Here is a 19,057-nt window from a genome sequence, read left to right as displayed (position 1 = left end):
GCCGCTCCTACCGGGGAGCAATCGCCGCGGCTTGCCCTCGCTGTAGGAGCGACGCCAGTCGCGAGCTGTTGCGGGCCGGATCAGGATGCGGCCGCCTTCAACCCCTCGCGGCTTGCGCCGCTCCTACCGGGGAGCAATCGCCGCCGCCTTCGAGCAAGCGGCGGTAGAGCGCGGTGAGGCGTGCAGCCATCAGCGTGTCCGCCCATTCGGCGGCGTAGGCGGGCGCCTCGGCGGCGAGTTGCTTGCGCAGGCGGCCGTTGGCGAGCACATCCTCGACCACTGCCGCGAAACCGGCGGGCGAGTCGGGAGCGATGCGGGCGCCGCGTTCGGGGGCGAGGATGTCGGTGGTCCCCATGGCGGCCAGCGCAACGACCGGCAGGCCTGCGGCCATGGCCTCGAGCAGGACCAGTCCCTGAGTTTCGGTGCGCGAGGCGAAGACGAAGACATCGGCTGCGGCATAGCAGTCCGGCAGGCGCTTGCGGCGCTCGAGGTAACCGACGAAGCGTACGGCCGCGCCCAGGCCGAGTTGCGTGGCCCGACGCTGCAGGCTACGCGTGGCCGGACCCTCGCCGGCGATCACGAGCACGAAGCCGGGACGCTGGCTGCGCAGCCTTGCGGCGACATCGAGCAGAAAGCCGATGTTCTTCTCGTGCGCGACGCGACCGATGAACAAGGCCATCTGCGCGGCCTCCGGGATGTCGTAGATGCGGCGGAAGTGCGCGCCGTCTCCGCGGGCGAAGTCGGCGACCGGGATGCCGGTGGGCAGGACCTCCATCGGCGTGCGCACGCCGTAGTCGGCAAGGCGCGTACGCATGGCTGTGGACGGCACGATCACCTGGTCGACGGCGTCGCACTGCTGGCGCGATATCCGTCGCGCCAGCCCGCGCAGCGCGGCCGCAGGCAGGAAGGGGATGTAGTGCTGGAGGTACTCCTCGAACAGCGTGTGGTAAGTGAGCAGCACCGGCCGGCCGCAGGCCCGGGCGGCGGCAAGGCCGGCATAGTGGGCAACGAAGGGCGTCTGCACATGCACGAGGTCGCAGTCGCGCGCTTCGCGTCGGACGGCCTCGTACATGGCGCGACGTGCGACGAGGCGGTCCTCCGGGTCGAGCGGCAGGCGCCAGCCGGGAATGCGGATGACGCCCTCTTCATCGGCCTCGCGGCCATAGCGCGGGACGACGAGGCGGACATCGACGCCTTGTGCGGAAAGCGCGCGGCGAAAGCTCGCGATCGAGGTCGATACCCCGTTTACGCGCGGAAAATAGACGTCGGACACCATCAGTACCTTGAGCATGCGACCCAGCTTGGGCCCGCCGTGTTACCGCACGGTGACCGTTGGCGGGTGGGGCGCGGCGGTGGCAATCGTTGCACCTGCGTGACAGGGTCGTCGGGCAAAGGCGTGGTGTTGATGAGACAATCGCGCGCTTACGACCAAAGACATAGGGCACGGGCCTTGGTCCCGCGCACCGACCGCAATCCATGAACCTGCCGCGAACTCCTGGCGCCTTGTGCGAAGAAATCCTCTCGATCGCCCTTGGCGACGATGTCTGCATCGGCGAGATCGTCTCGCCCGTCGTGCTCGAATGCGGCCCCGAACGGCCTGTGCACGAGGCTGCGGCGCTCATGAGCGAGCGTCGGGTGAGCTCGGTCATCGTGGTCGAGGGGGGCGAGGCGGTCGGTATCTGGACCGAGCGCGACGCGCTCGCGGTGGATATGAGCGATCCGGCCGCCTTCACTCGGCCGCTGCGCGAGGTGATGAGCGCGCCGCTGCGTACCGTGCCGGCGTCGTTCCGCCTGCACGACCTCACTGTCCGCTTTCGCGAGGAGCATGTGCGCCATTACCTGGTCGTCGACGACGATGGTCGCCGCATGGGCGTTGTGTCGCAATCGGACGTGGTGCTCAACCAGGGCATCGAGCATTACCTGAAGTTGCGCAAGGTGGACTCGCTGGTCAAGGGCGGCCTGCATGCCATGCCTGCCGCTGCCCGTCTGCCCGAGGCCACCGCGCGCATGCGGGAAAGCGGCGCAGACGCCGTCGTGGTCGACTTCGGCCACGAGGCCGAGGCCTCTGCGTCGGGCCGCTACGGCATCCTGACCGAACGCGACATCACCCGCCTCGTGGCCCAGCGCGTGGCTTGTGGTGAGGTGGGCGATTTTGCCAGCCGCCCGCTGATCGCCTGCACCGAGCAGGACAGCCTGTACAGGGTGCGCGCGCTGCTGGCCGAGCGCCATATCCGCCATGTCGGCGTGATCGGGGCCGACGGCGAGTTGTGCGACCTGATCAGCTTCAAGGACATCCTGAGCGGCATGGAGCTCGCCTACGTGCATGAGCTGCAACATGCGCTGCACGAGCGCGATGCCGCCCTCCATACATCGAGGCGCAATCTCTATCTCGCCGAGAAGGTCATCGAGAACTCGCTCGAAGGGGTCATGGTGACCGATGCGGATGTCCGTATCGTGTCGGTCAATCCTGCCTTCACCCGCCTGACCGGATACGCGCCGGAGGAGGTGATCGGGCGCAACCCCTCGCTGCTCAATTCAGGTCGCCAGAGCCCGGCGTTCTACCAGCGCATGTGGGAAGAGCTGCTCGAGTCCGGGAAGTGGCAGGGCGAGGTGTGGAACCGGCGCAAATCCGGCGAGGTGTCGCCGCAGTTGCTCCACATCACCGCGATCCACGACGAGGACGGTGCGCTGACCCACTATGCGGCGTTGTTTACCGACATCAGCCGGCTCAAGGAGAACGAGGCCCGCATCCGCGACCTCGCCTACTACGATCCGCTCACCGGCTTGCCCAATCGCCGCCTGCTGGAGGACCGCCTGCAGGTGGAGCTCGCCCATGCCGCGCGCATGCGCAGCCGCCTCGCGGTGATGTTCGTCGACCTCGACCGCTTCAAGCGCATCAACGACAGCCTCGGCCACGGCATCGGCGACCGCTTGCTGGTCGAGATCGCCAGCCGGCTGCGTGCCTGTCTGCGCGAGGACGACACCGTCGCACGCATGGGCGGGGACGAGTTCCTCGTCATCCTCAACAATCTGGCCGGCCCCGACGAGGCGGCAATGACTGCGCGCCGCCTGGTGGCTGCATTGCGCCGGCCCGTGCTCATTGACGAGCACGAGCTGGTCGTCACCACCAGCCTGGGCATCAGCATCTACCCCGACGACTCGCTCGATGCCGACACGCTGATCAAGAACGCGGATGTGGCCATGTATCGGGCGAAGGACGAGGGCCGCAACAGCTTCCAGCTCTACGAGCCAGCCATGAATGCCCGCTCGCTCGAACACCTGGCCATGGAGACCGCGCTGCACCGCGCCTTGCCGCGCAACGAGCTGCAGCTTCATTACCAGCCGCTGGTGCGCATCGGCGGGGGCGGGCTCGAGGCCGTCGAGGCCTTGCTGCGCTGGAACCACCCGGACCTTGGCCTGGTGTCGCCAGCTGACTTCATCCCGCTGGCCGAGGAGACCGGACTCATCGTACCGATCGGCGAATGGGTGCTGCGCTGCGCCTGCGAGCATCACCGCAACTGGCGCGAGGCCGGCCGGCCACCGCTGCGCATGATGGTGAACATCTCCGCGCGCCAGTTCCGTGACGAGGGTTTCGTGGCCATGGTCGGCAGTGTGCTGGCCGAGACCGGCATGCCGCCCGAGTGCCTGACGCTGGAGCTGACCGAGAGCATGCTGATGGAGGGCTCGGAGCGCGCGATCGCCCGTCTCGATCAGCTGCGCGCGCTCGGTGTCGGGCTGGCGATCGACGATTTTGGTACCGGTTACTCTTCGCTCGCCTACCTGAAGCGTTTCCCGATCGACGAGCTCAAGATCGACCGCCTGTTCGTGCGCGGTATCGATCGCAATCCGCGGGATGCAGCGCTGGTGTCGGCGATCGTGTCGCTCGGCCACAGCCTGGGGCTGCGTGTGGTGGCCGAAGGCGTGGAGACGCAGGCACACCTGATGGTGCTGCACGCCCAGGGTTGCGACCTGGCGCAGGGTTTCCACTTCAGCCGGCCCTTGCCGTGGGACGAGTTCGTCGCGGTCTGCTGCAGCGGCAGCTGAGGACGGCGCGCCCGTTCAGTGCGGGCGCGGGGAGTCGGCAAGTGCCTCCCAGGCCGTGCGCACGGCCTCGGCGCCATAGTGGCGCTCCAGCCGGCGTACCGTGAAGTGGCCGCGGCTGACGTCCTGGAAGTGGTTCATGAACATCAGGTTGATCGTCGCTCCGGCGGCCGCACCGATGCCGGGCACCAGCATGCCGGCCGCCTTCTGCGTGACCTGCACCTTGTAGCGTGCCGCCACCATGGTGATCAGCCGCACGAGGGCGGGCGCGCCTTCGGCACTCAGCCCCTTCTGCGCCAGGTGGCGTGCGGCCTCGCTGACCGTGGTGGCGAGCGCTGCGCGTACCGCGTAGTAGCCGGATTCGGTGGCGTCGTCGCTGCGCTGGGTGCCGCCGAGGGCGAACACCTCGAGGGCGGCCAGGCGCGTAGGCGGCCTGTCGATGTGCTCGCCTTCCGCGCGCGCGATGTCGAGGATGGCGCGCATGATCAGGACCGTGGACAGCGGGATCTCGACCGTCAGCCCGGCCAGGCCGAAGGCACCGCCGCCGGCGCCGCTGACCGAGCCGAGCAGCTTGTGCAGGCGCGGCGAGGCCGGACGAGGCTCGGGTTCGAGCGTACGCGCGGCCGTACTCATCGCGCGCAGCAGGGCTTCATGGGCCAGCCCGCCGACCTTTGCCCGCCAGCTCGCGGGCAGGCGCGCCATGCCTTGCTCCAGCGGACTGCCGACGAAGCTGCTCAGGCGCGCGACCAGACTGGGGTTTTCCAGCAGGCCGCGCGCGTGGGCGAGGGCCTCCAGGTCGGCGTCGGCAAGCTGCAGGGTGTGGGTGCTCATGAGGGGCCGGGGTGGTGGTCGGTTGCGGCGGGGGTGTCCATCGCTTCAGACGCGCTGCCGCACGCTCGCGTTCCCGGCGTCAGGAGGGCTTGCCGGTTTCCAGTGATTGCAGGATGGCCGCACCCAGCACGGCGGCCGATTGGGCGCCCGACACCGCCAGCTTGCGGTTGAGGATGAAGAACGGCACGCCCTCGATACCCTGGCGGCGCACGCCGGCGGCCATGCGCTCGACGGCGTCGATGCTGCCGCGGCCGTCCAGCCATTCGCGCACGGCTTCCCGGCGGTCGCCGCAGGCCGCGGCGATGTCGGCGAGGGTGTCCTTGTCGCCGATGTCTCGGCCCTCCTGGAAGTGCGCGGCGAACAGCGCCTGGGCCAGGCTCTGGATGCGCTCGGGCTTCTGGCCCTGGGCCTGGGCGCGGTACATCAGGCGGTGCGCCTGCAAGGTGTTGGGGCGGGTCTGGATGCGCTCGAAGGCGTAGCTCAGGCCGTCCTCCGCGGCTGCCGCGCGCACGGTGTCGAGCACCGCCTCGGCCTTGATCGGGCCGCCGAACTTGGCCTCGAGGAAGGCGCGATAGGGTTCGCCTGCGGCCGGGGTGTCGGGGTTGAGGAAGAAGGGCAGCCAGTTAACGCGCGCTTCGAGGTCGGGGCGTGCGGCCTTCAGCTCCGCCAGGGCGCGGTCGAGACGCACCTTGCCGAGGTAGCACCAGGGGCAGACGAAGTCGGAGACGAGGTCGATGTCGAGGATCATTGAGGCACTCACAGGAAGCGGGCGATGAAGCAGGGCTGGGCAGGGTCGGCAGCGGGTGGCAATGGCAACCACACGCGGCGGCCGCTGCCGGGAACGCGGTCGAGTGCGCTGCCGTCGGCGGCCAGTAGCCGGTCGAGGCGCAACTCGAGATTGCTGCCCGGCTGCACGAACTCCAGCCGGTCGCCGACGCCGAAGCCGTTCTTGACTTCGACTTCTGCCAGGCCACGCCCGGCATCCCAGCCCACCATCTCGCCCACCAGCAGGCTGCGCCCGGATTCCGAATGGCCGCGCAGGTAGTTCTGGTGCTCGGGGGTGGCGTGGCGCTGGTAGAAGCCGTCGGTGTAGCCGCGGCTGGCCAGGCCCTCGAGCTCGCCGAGCAGGCGGGGGTCGAAGGGGCGGCCGGCGACGGCGTCCTCGATCGCGCGGCGGTAGCCCTGGGCGGCGCGGGCGACGTAGTAGGGGCTCTTGGTGCGGCCCTCGATCTTGAGCGAATCGACGCCAATGTCCACCAGGCGCTGGACGTGCTCGATGGCGCGCAGATCCTTCGAGTTGAGGATGTAGGTGCCGTGCTCGTCCTCTTCGATCGGCATCAGCTCGCCGGGGCGGGTGCCTTCTTCCAGCAGCCACACCTTGCTGCCACCGATGTGGCGCGGGCCGCCGCCGAGCGCAAGGCCGGTGGTGGTGTCGAGCCGGCTGCGGGTGGCGGTGCCGACCGCGCCGGCGTCCTTCGGGGTGCCGATCGGTGCACTGCCGCGGGCCTGGACGTCGCCGGCGCCGTCTTCACCGGCCTCGTGCACCTTGTAGTCCCAGCGGCAGGAGTTGGTGCAAGTGCCCTGGTTGGGGTCGCGGTGGTTGAAGTAGCCCGACAGCAGGCAGCGCCCGGAATAGGCGATGCACAGCGCACCATGAACGAAGACCTCGAGCTCCATGTCCGGACAGGTGTCGCGGATCTCGGCGACTTCGTCGAGCGACAGCTCGCGCGAGAGGATGATGCGCTTGACCCCCACCGACTGCCAGAAGCGTACGGACGCGTAGTTGGTGGTGTTGGCCTGCACCGAGAGGTGGACGTCCACCTCGGGCCAGCGTTCGCGCACCATCATGATCAGCCCGGGGTCGGCCATGATGAGCGCGTCGGGCTTCATCGCGATGACCGGCGCCATGTCGTCCTCGAAGGTGCGCAGCTTGGCGTTGTGCGGGTAGATGTTGGCCACCAGATAGAACAGCTTGCCTGCAGCGTGGGCCTCGTCGATGCCGGCTGCCAGGGTTTCAAGCTGGCCGAAGCTGTTGTTGCGCACGCGCAGCGAATAGCGCGGCTGACCGGCGTACACGGCGTCCGCGCCGTAGGCGAAGGCGGTGCGCATCATGTCGAGGGTGCCGGCGGGGGCGAGCAGCTCGGGGCGGCGTGAAGTGGGCATGAGTATGGAGTGGAGCCGGGCCTGTGGTCTTGGACGCCGGCATTCTAGCCGAGTGCGCCGTATCGATTGGGCCGTCGAACTGTGGCTGAGTTCGCGGCAGGGGCCGCGGCATCGGTGAATACTGGATTAACATGTTACGCCTCCCTGTGCGCAGGCCAGCCCGGCCTGGGAACGCGCGTTGTCCACGGAGCCCCTGAATGCCCGCTTCCGCTCTTGCCCCGGCCCAGATCATGCTGATCGAGGATGATGCGGGTGACGTCGAACTCATCCGCTGGCAGTTGCGGGATGCGTTGCATGAGCATTTCGACATCCGCGTTGCCGATTCCATGCGTGCGGCCGAGGCCCTGTTTGCGGAGGCTGGAGCCCAGCCCGACGTGGTATTGCTCGACCTGAGTCTGCCGGACTCCTGCGGAGCCGGCACGGTCGAGCGCTGCCGAGCGCTGACCGAGGCGCCGATCATCGTGTTGAGCGGTGTGGACGATCCGGCCGTGACCTGTCTGGCGATTGCTTTCGGTGCCGATGACTATCTCCCCAAGGGGGGCGACAGCGAGGTGTTGCGGCGAGCGATCCGCTATGCGCGGCTGCGCCACCAGCGCGACGCCGATGCCCGCCTGGCAGCGGCCGTGTTTGCGCACGCCCGGGAAGGCATCATCGTGACGGACGCCCAGGGAAACATTGTCGAGGTCAACGAGGCGTTCACGCGCATCACCGGCTACGCGCGAGAGGAAGTGCTCGGGCGCAACCCCAGCCTGCTCAAGTCCGATCGCCATGACCAGGCCTTCCATGCGGCGATGTGGAAAAGCCTGCACGACAAGGGGCACTGGTACGGCGAGGTGTGGAACCGGCGCAAGAGCGGAGAGTTGTTCGCCGAATTGCTCACCATCAGCGCGGTGCGCGACGCACGCGGCGCGATCCGGCATTTTGTCGGTCTGTTCTCGGACATTACGGTGCAGAAGGAGCACGAACGCCAGCTTGAGCATATTGCACATTACGACGCCCTCACTGCGCTGCCCAACCGCGTCCTGTTTGCGGACCGCCTCCATCAGGCCATGGCGCGCGCAACGCGTAGTGGTCAGCGCCTGGCGGTCGTGTACATCGATCTCGATGGCTTCAAGGCGGTCAACGACACCCTCGGGCATGACGTGGGCGACAAGCTGCTGATGGCACTTGCATTGAGAATGCGCAAGACCATGCGGGACTGCGACACGCTTGCTCGCCTGGGGGGCGATGAGTTCGTCGCCGTGCTCAGCGATCTGCCCGATGCCGAAAGCTGCCGGCCGCTGGTGCGGCGGCTGCTGGCTACGGCTGCCGAGCCTGTCGAGGTGAATGGCCAGCTGCTGAAGGTGTCGGGCAGTATCGGGATCACGCTCTACCCGCAGCGCGAGGATGTCGAGGCCGACCAGTTGCTGCGCCAGGCCGACCAGGCGATGTACCAGGCCAAGCTTGCCGGCAAGGATCGCTACCACCTCTTCGACAGCGACCAGGACTATGACCTGCGCAGCCATCACGAAAGCGTCGAGCGCATCCGCCAGGGCCTGCTGCGGGACGAGTTCGCGCTGCACTACCAGCCCAAGGTCAACATGCACAGCGGCGAGCTGATCGGTGCCGAGGCGCTGGTCCGTTGGCAACACCCGGAGCAGGGCTTGCTTCCGCCCGATCGCTTCCTGCCTGCGATCGAGCGCCATGAGCTCGGCGTCCAGCTTGGCGAATGGGTCATCGACTCGGCCTTGAGTCAGATCGCCGCGTGGCAGGCCGAGGGCTTGCGCGTGCCCGTCAGCGTCAACATCTCGGCCAATCACTTGCAAAGGGCCGATTTCGCCGAGCGCCTCTACCTGTTGCTGTCCTTGCACCCGGAAGTTGCGCCCGACCAGCTGCAGCTCGAGGTGCTCGAGAGCAGTGCGCTGGCCGACATGAACCGGGTCGCCGAGACGATGGCCACGTGCACGCGCATGGGGGTCAGCTTTTCGCTCGACGACTTCGGTACCGGCTACTCCTCCCTGAGCTATCTGAAGCGCTTGCCGGCCGCCGAGCTCAAGATCGACCGCAGCTTCGTACGCGACATGCTGCACGACGCCGACGATCTTGCCATCCTCGATGGCGTGCTGGGCCTTGCGCGTGCCTTTCGCCGCCGTGCCGTTGCCGAGGGCGTGGAGACCGAGGCGCAGGGCGAACTGCTGCTGCGGCTGGGGTGCGAATGCGCCCAAGGCTATGGCATTGCGCGGCCGATGCCGCCATCAGCGCTGCCGGGCTGGGCTGCGGGCTGGCGTCCGCCGCTGCGGTGGACCCGCCAGCGCCGGCTTGGGGCTGAGGCAATGCCCTTGCTGTATGCCACGGTCGAGCACCGCGGCTGGATCATGGCCATCGCCGAGTGCCTTGCCGGCGAGCGCGCAGCGCCGCCAGCGCTCGACCCTCATGAATGTGCCTTCGGCCGCTGGCTCGACGGCGTGATTGCTGATCCCTACGCACTGGGCAGTGATCGGTTGAGCGAGCTCGACCAGCTTCACCTCGAGATCCACGCGCTTGCCGTCGAGCTGTTGCGCTTGCACCGCGGCGATCGCAAGGATGAGGCGCATGCCGGCCTGGCGAGGTTGAACGACATGCGCGATCGAACCATCGCGGCCATGGAGGCCTTCATCCAGGCGATGTAGGCGACGGTGGCGACGGCCCCCGGACTCACTCCCCGGGCTTTGGCCAGGCGGGCAGGCGGATGTCGAGCGCGACTGCGATCAGGCGCGTGCCGGTCGCAGCGGCGATGCCGGAGAGGGTGGAGATGGGCAAGGGCAGGCCGATCGCGTCGAGGACGATGAAGACGCCGCAGCCGAACAGGGCGCACATCGCGTAGGGGCGATGATCGCTGTACACCTTGGGTACCTCGTTGCACAGCACGTCGCGCGAGACGCCGCCGAAGATCGCGGTCACCACGCCCATCATCATCGCCACCAGTACCGGCATGTCGGCTGCGAGCGCGATGGTGGCCCCGGAGATCGCGAACAGGCCCAGGCCGCAGGCGTCGGCAAATTCCATCACGTGACCGCCGAGCTTGTGGCGCAAGGTCTTGAGCCAGAGCGGGGTGGTCAGCACCATCGCCAGTACCAGCCAGAGGTATTCCTGGTTCTGGATCCAGAAGAATGGCCGGCGGTCGAGCAGGATGTCGCGCACGGTACCGCCGCCAAAGGCACTGACGAAGGCGACCGAAAATACGCCGACGATGTCCATGCGCTTGCGCGTGGCCTCGATGAGGCCGGACATGGCGAAGGCGATGGTGCCGCCGACTTCGATTGCAATGAGGAAGGGGTGCAGGTTCATGGCTCGGTCGGGTGATCCAGGGTGGGGGAGCGAGCGTGCGCCGGATGCCGGGGGCAGCACCGGCGCAGGCGTGCGCATGCTAGCGCGAAGGGTGTCCGTCGGGGGCGGAGCGGGCTTCCAGCCAATGGGCGACACCCCGCGCCGCCGCCACGCCGGTGGCGAAGCAGGCGGTGAGCAGATAGCCGCCGGTGGGCGCCTCCCAGTCGAGCATCTCGCCGGCAACGAACACGCCAGGGTGCGTCTTCAGCATCAACCTGTCGTCGACAGCCTCGAAACGTACGCCCCCGGCGCTGCTGATGGCCTCGTCGAGCGGGCGCGGGGCGACCAGGCGCAGCGGCAGGGCCTTGATGGCCGCAGCCAGGCGGACAGGGTCGTCGAAAACCGCCTTGGGCAGGCATTCGCGCAGCAGGCTGGCCTTGATGCCCTTGATGCCAGCCTGGCTCTGCAGATGGCTGGCCAGCGAGCGGCTGCCGCGCGGGCGGGCGAGCTCGGCAGTGAGGCGCTCCTGACTGCGTCCCGGCGCAAGGTCGAGGGCGACGGTGACCTCGCCGAGCGCCGCGATGGTATCGCGCAGCGGCGCCGACAAGGCGTAGATCAGCCCGCCTTCGATGCCTGTGGCGGAGACCAGGCATTCGCCGGCGCGTTCATGCGTGTGGCCGCTGGCGTCGGTAAAGCGGGCGACCACCGACTTGAGTGGCTGGCCGCGGAAGCGGTCGAGGAAATGGGGGCTCCAGCCGCCGCGCGCTTGCGTGCCGGGCGTGGTGACATCGAAGCCGCAATTGGCGGGCCGCAGCGCAGCGACGTCGACACCTGCAGCACGCAGCAGGGGCACCCAGGCGCCATCTGAGCCCAGCTTCGCCCAGCTGCCGCCGCCAAGGGCGAGCACCACGGCATCGGCTGCGATGATGCGCTCGCCCGCCGGCGTCGAGAAGCGCAGGCTGTGCGCGCACGGTGGCGCGCTTGGCGCCCCGCTCGCGGCGGTGACGGGCGTGGCCCAGCCAAGCCAGCGTTGGCGCATCGCAAACTGCACGCCGGATGCGCGCAGGCGTGCGAGCCAGGCACGAAGTAGCGGGGCGGCTTTCATCTCGGTCGGGAACACCCGCCCCGAGGTGCCGACGAAGGTGTCCACGCCCAGGCCGTGGGCCCATGCGCGCAAGGCCTGGGCGTCGAAGGCCGCCAGCATGGGCGACAGCGCAGCACTTGCCGTGCCGTAACGCGACAGGAACGGTGCGGCGGCCTCGCTATGGGTGAGGTTGAGCCCGCCGCGCCCCGCGAGCAGGAACTTGCGCCCGACCGAAGGCATGGCGTCGTACACGGTCACGGCCAGGCCGGCGCCGGCAAGCGTCTCCGCAGCCATAAGCCCGGCCGGGCCGCCGCCGATCACGGCGACATGGTGGCCGCAAGGCGATGGAGAGCGGCGGGACGGGTCGGAATGATCGAGCATGACGAGGCCTGCGGTCAGGATGACGGTCAATGCCGGCTCAGGCCGCCGGGAAGCGGCGCCTGAAGCCTTCCGGCACGGCGGCCTTGGAGCGTGCCTCGTAATCGAAGAATACGATGCCGGTCTTCCCGCGCGCGACTTCGCGCCCGGTGGACGCCTCGGACATCTTCCATACCAGATCGCAACCGTGAATGTGGAAGTCCGTCGCCGCGAGCTCGATGCGCATGAGTTCGCCGTGGAAGGCTTCGGAGCGGTACTGGACCGCCGCGTCGGCGACGATGATGCCGCAGCCCTCGACGTTCATCTCTGCATAGCCCATGGACTTCAGGAAGCGCACGCGCGCCTCGGATACCACGCCGAGCAGTTGCGCGTTGTCGAGGTGGTTGCCGTAGTTGATGTGCGAGATCAACAGCGGGACCTCGGTTGCGAAGGAGAACTGTGCGGGCAGTTCGATGCGGATACGGGCCATGATGAGCCTGGAAGTGGGCAGTAGGGGAGGCCGAGCGTACCGGCCTTGGCCTCATGCGGGCAAGCAAGGTGCGCAAACGCGCCCGCTGCAGGCTGATGAGCGTCCGCATTCTTGTGGTGCATTCTTGTGCAAATGGCATGGATGACGTTTTTTTGACCCATGTCATGCACACGATTGGGGATCTTCATGCACAATTATGGGGATTGCAGGCGATGTCCTCGGGTAAAACCGAGGTCATCGCCTGCGCGCGTGTGTGTCCACTTCTTAATCAACAACGGGTTCACGATCATGAAATATCAGTCCCTCGAGGAGTTCCTGGCTTACGTCGAACAGCGCAACCCTGGCCAGCCCGAGTTTCTGCAGGCGGTCAGCGAGGTCATGGAGAGCCTGTGGCCCTTCATTTCCGCCAACAAGCGCTACGCCGAGCACTCCCTCCTCGATCGCCTGATCGAACCCGAGCGCGTGATCATGTTCCGCGTGTCGTGGGTGGATGATCGTGGCGACGTGCAGGTCAATCGCGGCTACCGCATCCAGCACAACTCGGCCATCGGCCCCTACAAGGGCGGTCTGCGCTTCCACCCGTCGGTGAACCTGTCGATCCTGAAGTTCCTCGCCTTCGAGCAGACCTTCAAGAACGCGCTCACCACGCTGCCGATGGGCGGCGGCAAGGGCGGCTCCGACTTCGACCCCAAGGGCCGCAGCCCGGGCGAGGTGATGCGCTTCTGCCAGGCCTTCATCAGCGAGCTGTATCGCCACGTCGGCCCCGACACCGATGTGCCGGCGGGCGACATCGGCGTGGGCGGCCGTGAGGTCGGCTTCATGGCCGGCATGATGAAGAAGCTGTCGAACAACGCCGCCTGCGTGTTTACCGGCAAGGGCCTGTCCTTTGGCGGCTCGCTGATCCGTCCGGAATCGACCGGCTACGGCACGGTGTATTTCGCCAACGCCATGCTTGAGCACGCTGGCCGTGACATCCGCGGCATGCGCGTGTCGGTGTCGGGTTCGGGCAACGTTGCCCAGTACGCCATCGAGAAGCTGATGGAACTCGGCGCCAAGCCCATCACCTGCTCCGACTCCAGCGGCACGGTGATCGACGAGGAAGGCTTCACCCCCGAGAAGCTCGCCCTCCTCATGGAGATCAAGAACCACTACTACGGCCGCGTGGCGGAGTACGCCGAGCGTGTCGGCGCCCGCTTCGAGCCGGGTGTGCGGCCGTGGCATGTGCCGGTCGATGTCGCCCTGCCGTGCGCGACCCAGAACGAGCTCGATGCCAACGACGCCGCCACCCTGGTCAAGAACGGCGTGATCGCCGTGGCCGAGGGCGCCAACATGCCGAGCACCATCGAGGCGGTGAAGATCTTCGAACACAACGGCGTGCTCTACGCGCCGGGCAAGGCCTCCAACGCCGGCGGCGTGGCCACTTCGGGCCTGGAGATGAGCCAGAACGCGATGCGCATGTCGTGGACCCGTGAAGAGGTCGACGCCCGCCTGAAGGAGATCATGCTTGGCATCCACGCCGCCTGCCTGAAGTATGGCAAGCGCGAGGACGGTACCGTGAGCTATGCCGACGGCGCCAACGTCGCCGGCTTCGTCAAGGTCGCCGAGGCCATGCTGGCCCAGGGCGTGATCTGATCCTTGCCGTGTCCGCGGGGCCCACGGGCCCCGCGGCATGACAGACAAGGCGCGCGGCTGGCGCCGCTCACACAGGGGGGCGGGAGGCGTGCGCGGGGTGCTGTAGGAGCGACGCGAGCCGCGAGCCTTTCATCGGCTAAACTGGCGGACGAACACGCAAACAGGAGCCCACCGCCAATGATCCAGGCCACCATCGTCCCCGTCACCCCCTTCCAGCAGAACTGCAGCATCCTGTGGTGCGAGAAGACGAAAAAGGCCGCGGTCGTTGATCCGGGGGGCGACATCGACCGCATCCTGGCGGCCGTCGCCAAGCTCGGCGTGAGCGTCGAGAAGATCCTCATCACCCATGGTCATATCGACCATGCTGGCGGCACCGCGCAGCTGGCGCGCAAGCTTGGTGTGCCGGTCGAAGGCCCGCAGGCCGAGGACCGCTTCTGGATCGAGGGCATGCCGCAGCAGAGCAAGATGTTCGGCTTCCCCGATGTCGAGACCTTCGAGCCCGAGCGCTGGCTCGAGGACGGCGACACGGTGACGGTCGGCGAGGAGTCCTTCAAGGTCATCCATGCCCCGGGGCACACGCCGGGCCATGTCGTGTTCGTGCATGAGGGCGCGCGCCTGGCGATCGTCGGCGATGTCTTGTTCGCGGGCTCGATCGGGCGCACCGACTTCCCGCGTGGCGACCACCAGACGCTGATCCGTTCGATCCGCGACAAGCTCTTCCCGCTCGGCGACGACATCACCTTCATCCCCGGCCATGGCCCGACCTCGACCTTTGGCGAGGAGCGCGACAACAACCCCTTCGTCGGCGCCTACGGCTGAGCGGCTGCCCGCTACGGGCGGGCTGATGCCGCCGGCGTTGCGGATCGCTCCCGCGCGCGATTGTTCTCGCCTGCATTCCGGCGCAATATCCCCGCGTGAAGTCCAGTCCTGCGCAAGGGCTGGAAACAAGAACATTTCAGGGAGCATTCGATGAGCACTCAAGGCGACAACAAGAAGCCCTACCAGTGGCGTTTCTTCCGGTCCGGCGGCTTCGACCAGGTCCGCATCGAGACCGCGGACGACCTGCGCCACCTCGGCGAGCTCGATCAGAAGCTGTGGTCGGTGCTCGCGTGCCCGACCTCAGGGCTGGAGTTCGACACCCGCACGCTGCAATTGCTCGATGCCGATGGCGACGGGCGCATCCGCGCGCCCGAGATCGTTGCCGCGGTGCGCTGGGTATGTGCGGTGCTCAAGGAACCCGAGGTTCTGTTTCGCGCTCCCGCTGCCTTGCCGCTGGCGGCGATCGATGGCGAGCACCCCGAGGGTGCTCGCCTGCTCGCCACCGCACGCAAGGTGCTCGCCTACGTCGATAAATCCGATGCCGAGTCGATCTCGGTCGAGGACCTCGCCGACACCACCCGGCTGTTCGCGCCCGACCATTTCAATGGTGACGGCGTGGTGCCGGCCGGACTCACCACCGATGCCGGGGTCGTGAAAGCAATCGGGCACATCATCGACTGCTTCGGCGCAGTCGATGACCGCAGCGGCACCCCTGGCGTTGATGCGGGCAAGGTCGAGACCTTCTTTGCCGCCGCGCAGGCGGTGTCCGACTGGCAGGCGCTGGCCGAGGCCGACCCGGCGCGGATCCTGCCGCTGGGCGCGGGGACGGCCGCTGCTGCTGCCGTTTTCGATGCGGTCGCCGACAAGGTGGGGGACTTCTTCACGCGCTGCCGCCTGGCCGCTTTCGACGCGCGTGCGGCGGACGCGCTGAACCCCGCGGACAGCGTATACCAGGGCCTTGCCGAGCAGGTGCTGGCTGCAGGCAGCGACGGTGTGGCGGCCCTGCCGCTTGCCCGTGTCGAGCCAGGACGTGCGCTGCCGCTCGCCGCGGGCTTGAATCCGGCCTGGGAGGCGCGCATCGCGGCGCTGCGTGAGCAGGTGGTCGCGCCGATTCTGGGTGATCGCGATGCGCTGTCGCAGGCCGAATGGCAGGACCTCGCCGCCCGCTTCGCGGCCTGGCGCGATTGGCAGGCGGCGCAGCCGGCGAGTCCGGTGGTGGCGATCCCGGTTGACGAACTGCGTGCGCTGCTCGGCGGCAGCGTACAGGCCGACCTGCTCGCCCTGATCGAGCAGGACCTGAGGGCTGAGACCGCCGCTGCTCAGGTCGATGCGCTCGAGCGCCTTGTCCGCTACCAGCGCGACCTGGTCACGCTGCTGCGCAACTTCGTCACTCTCAGCGACTTCTATGGCGCGCAAGCCAAGGCCATCTTCCAGGCCGGCACGCTTTACCTCGACCAGCGCAGCTGCGACCTGTGCCTGCGCGTGGCCGACATGGGGCGGCACAGTGCACTGGCGCCGCTGTCGGGCACCTACCTGGTGTATTGCAACTGCGCCCGCCAGGGCGAGGCGCCGATGACCATTGTGGCGGCGATGACCGGCGGCGATGCCGACGAGATGATGGTGCCTGGCCGCAACGGCGTGTTCTACGACCGCCAGGGGCGCGACTGGAACGCCAGCGTGGTCCAGGTGGTCGAGGCACCGATCAGCGTGCGCCAGGCCTTCTGGTCGCCTTACAAGCGTGTTGCACGCATGATCGGTGAACAGATCCAGAAGTTCGCCGCCTCGCGCGACAAGGCGGTCGAGGAGCGCGCTGCAGCCGGCGTCGCCGATGCCGGCGCGAAGGTCGAGGCGCCAGCGGCCGCCCCGGCTGCACCGGCCCAGGCCTTCGACATCGCCAAGTTCGCCGGTATCTTCGCCGCCATCGGCCTCGCCCTCGGTGCGCTGGGGACCGCGCTGGCCGCCGTGGTGTCGGGCTTTCTGTCGCTGCCGGCGTGGCAGATGCCTCTGGTCGTGGTCGGCATCGTATTGCTGATCTCCGGGCCGTCGATGCTGATGGCCTGGCTGAAGCTGCGCCAGCGCAACCTCGGACCGCTGCTCGACGCCAACGGTTGGGCGGTCAACACGCGTGCGCGCATCAACATCCCCTTCGGTGCCGCGCTGACCGGGGTCGCTGCGCTGCCGCCTGGGGCCGCGCGCTCGCTGTCCGACCCCTACGCCGAGAAACAGCGCCCCTGGGGAACCTGGATGTTCCTGTTGCTGGTCATCGCGATCGCCATCTTGCTGTGGCGCCAAGGTGTGTACGACCAGTTCCTGGGCTGAGCCAGCTGGTCGAGCTCTAGGCTCACCCCGCAGGAGCGGCGCCAGCCGCGAGGGTTTGAAGGCGACGGGGCGTGTCGCAAGCCCCGAAAAGCTCGCGGCTGGCGCCGCTCCTACAGCAAAGCCCCCCGCCGCGAGCCTTTCGGGGTCCGGGTGCTTGTGTGCGACGGGGCGTCGCGAGTCGTTGATCGGCTATGCTTCGCCCCCATCATGCTCGCCTTCATCCAGGTCCTCACCAGCGGCATCGCGATCGGCTGTGTATACGGCCTGGTCGCGTTGTCCTTCGTCCTGATCTACAAGGCCACCGAAACGGTGAGCTTCATGCAGGGCGATCTGCTCATGGTCGGGGCCTTTGCCGCACTTGGCCTGCATCTGGGGGCCGGATGGCCGCTGTGGCTGGCCGCGGCGCTGGCGGTGGCGTTCGTCGGCGTGCTCGGTGCCGGGCTCGAGCGTGCCGTGTTGCGTCGTGCGATTGGTCAGCCGCACCTGGTGGCGGTGCTGCTGACTTTTGGCCTGGGTATGATGCTGCGCGGCAGCGTGGCCTCGCTGCCGGCGGCGGCGCAGGAGGTACACCGCCTGCCTTTCGCCGCCGATACCTACGCCATCGGCCCCCTGGTGCTCGCTGCAAGCCATGTATGGGTGGTGGCCGCCACCGTGGTGCTTGCGGCGGCGCTCGCTGCCTTCTTCCGCTATACCCGTGCCGGCCTTGCGCTGCGCGCCTGCTCCGAGGATGCGCGTGTCGCCGCTCTCATGGGGGTGCCGGTCGCACGCATGCACACGCTGGCGTGGTCGCTGGGTGCCGCGCTGGCGGCGGTGGCCGGGCTGCTGCTTGCGCCGGTCACCTTCATCCACCTCAACATGGGCCTGATTGCCTTGAAGGCGTTCCCCGCGGCGGTGCTGGGCGGGCTCACCAGCCTGCCCGGGGCCTTGCTCGCGGGCATCTTCCTTGGCGTCGCCGAGGCCGTGGCCGGCCTTCTGCTGCCCGAAGGGGCGAAGGATGTTGTCCCCTACGCGTTGCTGATGAGCGCGCTGCTGCTGTTTCCCAATGGCCTGGGGGCAGGGCTGCGCCGCGGGGGCGGCCGGTGAGCGGCCTGCGCACGGCCTGGCGCCATCTGTGGCCGTGGGCGCTGATCCTCGCCCTGGCAGTGCCTGCCATGGGGGCGGACTACGCCCTGGGCAAAGCGACCCTCGTCATCACCTATGCGATCGCCGGGCTGGGCGTGGTCATCGTCGTTGGTCAGGCGGGGCAGATCGCACTCGGGCAGGCGGCTTTGGTTGCGCTTGGCGCCTATGTTCAGGCAGTGCTGGTCGGGCGTGGCCTGGCGCCGCTGCTGGCCATGCCTCTTGCCATTGCCGCCGGTGCGCTCGGTGGTGCGCTCGCCAGCTTGCCCGCGCGCCGGCTCGGCGGACTGTACTTCGGCATGAGCACGCTGGCCTTCGCCCTCATCGTGGAGGAGGTGCTGGCGCGCTGGGATTCGGTGACACAGGGCGCGGCCGGCATGGCGGTTGCGGGCTTCTCGGTGTTCGGCTGGCGCGCAGACGCCACCCTGGCGCAGGCGCTGGTGAGCCTGGGGGCGCTGGCCGCTGCGCTGCTGCTGTGCGCGCGCCTGGTGGATTCGCGCCATGGCCGTGCCTGGCGCGCGGTACGCGACGACGAGGTGGCCGCTGCAGCCTGCGGCGTGTCGCCGGCCGCGGCCAAGATGCAGGCCTTCGTCGTTGGCGGGGCACTGTCGGGCCTGGCGGGCGCCCTCTATGCGCACTGGATCGGTTTCATCAGCCCGGAGCAGTTCGGCCTGGTGTTCTCATTCGAACTCCTGATGCTGGCCTTCATCGGCGGCGCCCGCCGTCTTGGCGGGGCACTCTGGGGGGCCTTGGTCATCGTCGCCATCCCGCAGCTGATCGCCGTGCTGCGCGACCACCTGCCCGGAGACTGGGCGCGGGCCGCCGGCCTGGAGCTGGTGCTGTTCGGGGCGGTGATCGTGGCCGTGGTCCTGCTGCGTCCGTCCGGCATTGCGGGCGCCAGGCCGTAAACTCGAGTA

14 protein-coding genes are annotated in these 19,057 nt (G+C 68.3%); 7 read left to right on the top strand and 7 right to left on the bottom strand.

Translation table 11 applies throughout. The features are described 5' to 3' along the window. Window positions 1-97: 97 nt before the first annotated feature. On the bottom strand, window positions 98-1,291 hold the full coding sequence (locus tag P7F68_RS13395; protein WP_277833832.1) for a glycosyltransferase: 1,194 nt from the start codon (window positions 1,289-1,291) through the stop codon (window positions 98-100). 185 nt (window positions 1,292-1,476) lie between these two features. On the opposite strand from P7F68_RS13395, the gene P7F68_RS13390 reads away from it, so the two are divergent. After that, window positions 1,477-4,044 (top strand): EAL domain-containing protein, encoded by a 2,568-nt coding sequence (locus P7F68_RS13390; protein WP_277833830.1) that lies wholly within the window; start codon window positions 1,477-1,479, stop codon window positions 4,042-4,044. Window positions 4,045-4,059: 15 nt separating this feature from the next. Here P7F68_RS13390 and P7F68_RS13385 read toward each other — a convergent pair whose 3' ends face one another. The 3 genes from P7F68_RS13385 to trhP form a co-directional block, all read right to left on the bottom strand. Next, window positions 4,060-4,872, bottom strand: a complete 813-nt coding sequence (locus tag P7F68_RS13385; protein ID WP_002940246.1) for an EcsC family protein — start codon at window positions 4,870-4,872, stop codon at window positions 4,060-4,062. 79 nt (window positions 4,873-4,951) lie between these two features. Beyond that, window positions 4,952-5,620, bottom strand: a complete 669-nt coding sequence (locus P7F68_RS13380) for a DsbA family oxidoreductase (protein ID WP_002925006.1) — start codon at window positions 5,618-5,620, stop codon at window positions 4,952-4,954. An 8-nt stretch (window positions 5,621-5,628) separates the two neighbouring features. Further along, window positions 5,629-7,035, bottom strand: a complete 1,407-nt coding sequence (trhP, locus tag P7F68_RS13375; protein WP_002925004.1) for a prephenate-dependent tRNA uridine(34) hydroxylase TrhP — start codon at window positions 7,033-7,035, stop codon at window positions 5,629-5,631. A gap of 197 nt (window positions 7,036-7,232) precedes the next feature. Between trhP and P7F68_RS13370 the strand changes: the two genes are divergently transcribed. Next, complete coding sequence (locus tag P7F68_RS13370) at window positions 7,233-9,683, top strand: EAL domain-containing protein (protein WP_002940239.1); 2,451 nt, start codon at window positions 7,233-7,235, stop codon at window positions 9,681-9,683. A 25-nt stretch (window positions 9,684-9,708) separates the two neighbouring features. On the opposite strand, the gene P7F68_RS13365 is transcribed toward P7F68_RS13370, so the two are convergent. From P7F68_RS13365 to P7F68_RS13355, 3 genes are all read right to left on the bottom strand, one after another. After that, window positions 9,709-10,341 (bottom strand): trimeric intracellular cation channel family protein, encoded by a 633-nt coding sequence (locus tag P7F68_RS13365; RefSeq protein ID WP_277833825.1) that lies wholly within the window; start codon window positions 10,339-10,341, stop codon window positions 9,709-9,711. Between the two features lie 79 nt (window positions 10,342-10,420). Then, window positions 10,421-11,815 (bottom strand): TIGR03862 family flavoprotein, encoded by a 1,395-nt coding sequence (locus P7F68_RS13360; RefSeq protein WP_277833823.1) that lies wholly within the window; start codon window positions 11,813-11,815, stop codon window positions 10,421-10,423. A 7-nt stretch (window positions 11,816-11,822) separates the two neighbouring features. Beyond that, window positions 11,823-12,251 carry an acyl-CoA thioesterase gene (locus P7F68_RS13355; protein ID WP_002940235.1) on the bottom strand — a complete coding sequence of 143 codons (429 nt, stop codon included), beginning with the start codon at window positions 12,249-12,251 and terminating at the stop codon, window positions 11,823-11,825. A 288-nt stretch (window positions 12,252-12,539) separates the two neighbouring features. Between P7F68_RS13355 and gdhA the strand changes: the two genes are divergently transcribed. From gdhA to P7F68_RS13330, 5 genes are all read left to right on the top strand, one after another. Next, window positions 12,540-13,883: an NADP-specific glutamate dehydrogenase gene (gene gdhA / locus P7F68_RS13350; RefSeq protein ID WP_002924997.1), complete on the top strand. Its 1,344-nt coding sequence runs from the start codon at window positions 12,540-12,542 to the stop codon at window positions 13,881-13,883. A 177-nt stretch (window positions 13,884-14,060) separates the two neighbouring features. Then, a complete protein-coding gene (locus P7F68_RS13345; RefSeq protein ID WP_277833818.1) occupies window positions 14,061-14,702 on the top strand; it encodes an MBL fold metallo-hydrolase in 642 nt (213 codons plus the stop codon). A gap of 150 nt (window positions 14,703-14,852) precedes the next feature. Beyond that, the gene (locus P7F68_RS13340; RefSeq protein WP_277833816.1) at window positions 14,853-17,021 is read left to right on the top strand and encodes a hypothetical protein; all 2,169 of its coding nucleotides are present in this window, start codon (window positions 14,853-14,855) and stop codon (window positions 17,019-17,021) included. A 207-nt stretch (window positions 17,022-17,228) separates the two neighbouring features. Beyond that, window positions 17,229-18,104: a branched-chain amino acid ABC transporter permease gene (locus P7F68_RS13335; RefSeq protein ID WP_277833814.1), complete on the top strand. Its 876-nt coding sequence runs from the start codon at window positions 17,229-17,231 to the stop codon at window positions 18,102-18,104. Beyond that, a complete protein-coding gene (locus P7F68_RS13330) occupies window positions 18,101-19,048 on the top strand; it encodes a branched-chain amino acid ABC transporter permease (RefSeq protein WP_002940221.1) in 948 nt (315 codons plus the stop codon). The genes P7F68_RS13335 and P7F68_RS13330 overlap by 4 nt, the downstream gene beginning before the upstream one ends. Window positions 19,049-19,057 lie beyond the last annotated feature (9 nt).

Source organism: Thauera mechernichensis (assembly GCF_029588855.1).
GTDB lineage: Bacteria > Pseudomonadota > Gammaproteobacteria > Burkholderiales > Rhodocyclaceae > Thauera > Thauera mechernichensis.
This window is presented reverse-complemented; position numbering and strand designations above follow the sequence as displayed.

Coding starts and splice junctions, on each gene's coding strand:
- trhP (WP_002925004.1), bottom strand. CDS start 7,035: ATGCCCACTTCACGCCGCCCCGAGCTGCTCGCCCCCGCCGGCACCCTC.
- P7F68_RS13365 (WP_277833825.1), bottom strand. CDS start 10,341: ATGAACCTGCACCCCTTCCTCATTGCAATCGAAGTCGGCGGCACCATC.
- P7F68_RS13385 (WP_002940246.1), bottom strand. CDS start 4,872: ATGAGCACCCACACCCTGCAGCTTGCCGACGCCGACCTGGAGGCCCTC.
- P7F68_RS13390 (WP_277833830.1), top strand. CDS start 1,477: ATGAACCTGCCGCGAACTCCTGGCGCCTTGTGCGAAGAAATCCTCTCG.
- P7F68_RS13395 (WP_277833832.1), bottom strand. CDS start 1,291: ATGCTCAAGGTACTGATGGTGTCCGACGTCTATTTTCCGCGCGTAAAC.
- P7F68_RS13355 (WP_002940235.1), bottom strand. CDS start 12,251: ATGGCCCGTATCCGCATCGAACTGCCCGCACAGTTCTCCTTCGCAACC.
- P7F68_RS13380 (WP_002925006.1), bottom strand. CDS start 5,620: ATGATCCTCGACATCGACCTCGTCTCCGACTTCGTCTGCCCCTGGTGC.
- P7F68_RS13345 (WP_277833818.1), top strand. CDS start 14,061: ATGATCCAGGCCACCATCGTCCCCGTCACCCCCTTCCAGCAGAACTGC.
- P7F68_RS13335 (WP_277833814.1), top strand. CDS start 17,229: ATGCTCGCCTTCATCCAGGTCCTCACCAGCGGCATCGCGATCGGCTGT.
- P7F68_RS13340 (WP_277833816.1), top strand. CDS start 14,853: ATGAGCACTCAAGGCGACAACAAGAAGCCCTACCAGTGGCGTTTCTTC.
- P7F68_RS13370 (WP_002940239.1), top strand. CDS start 7,233: ATGCCCGCTTCCGCTCTTGCCCCGGCCCAGATCATGCTGATCGAGGAT.
- gdhA (WP_002924997.1), top strand. CDS start 12,540: ATGAAATATCAGTCCCTCGAGGAGTTCCTGGCTTACGTCGAACAGCGC.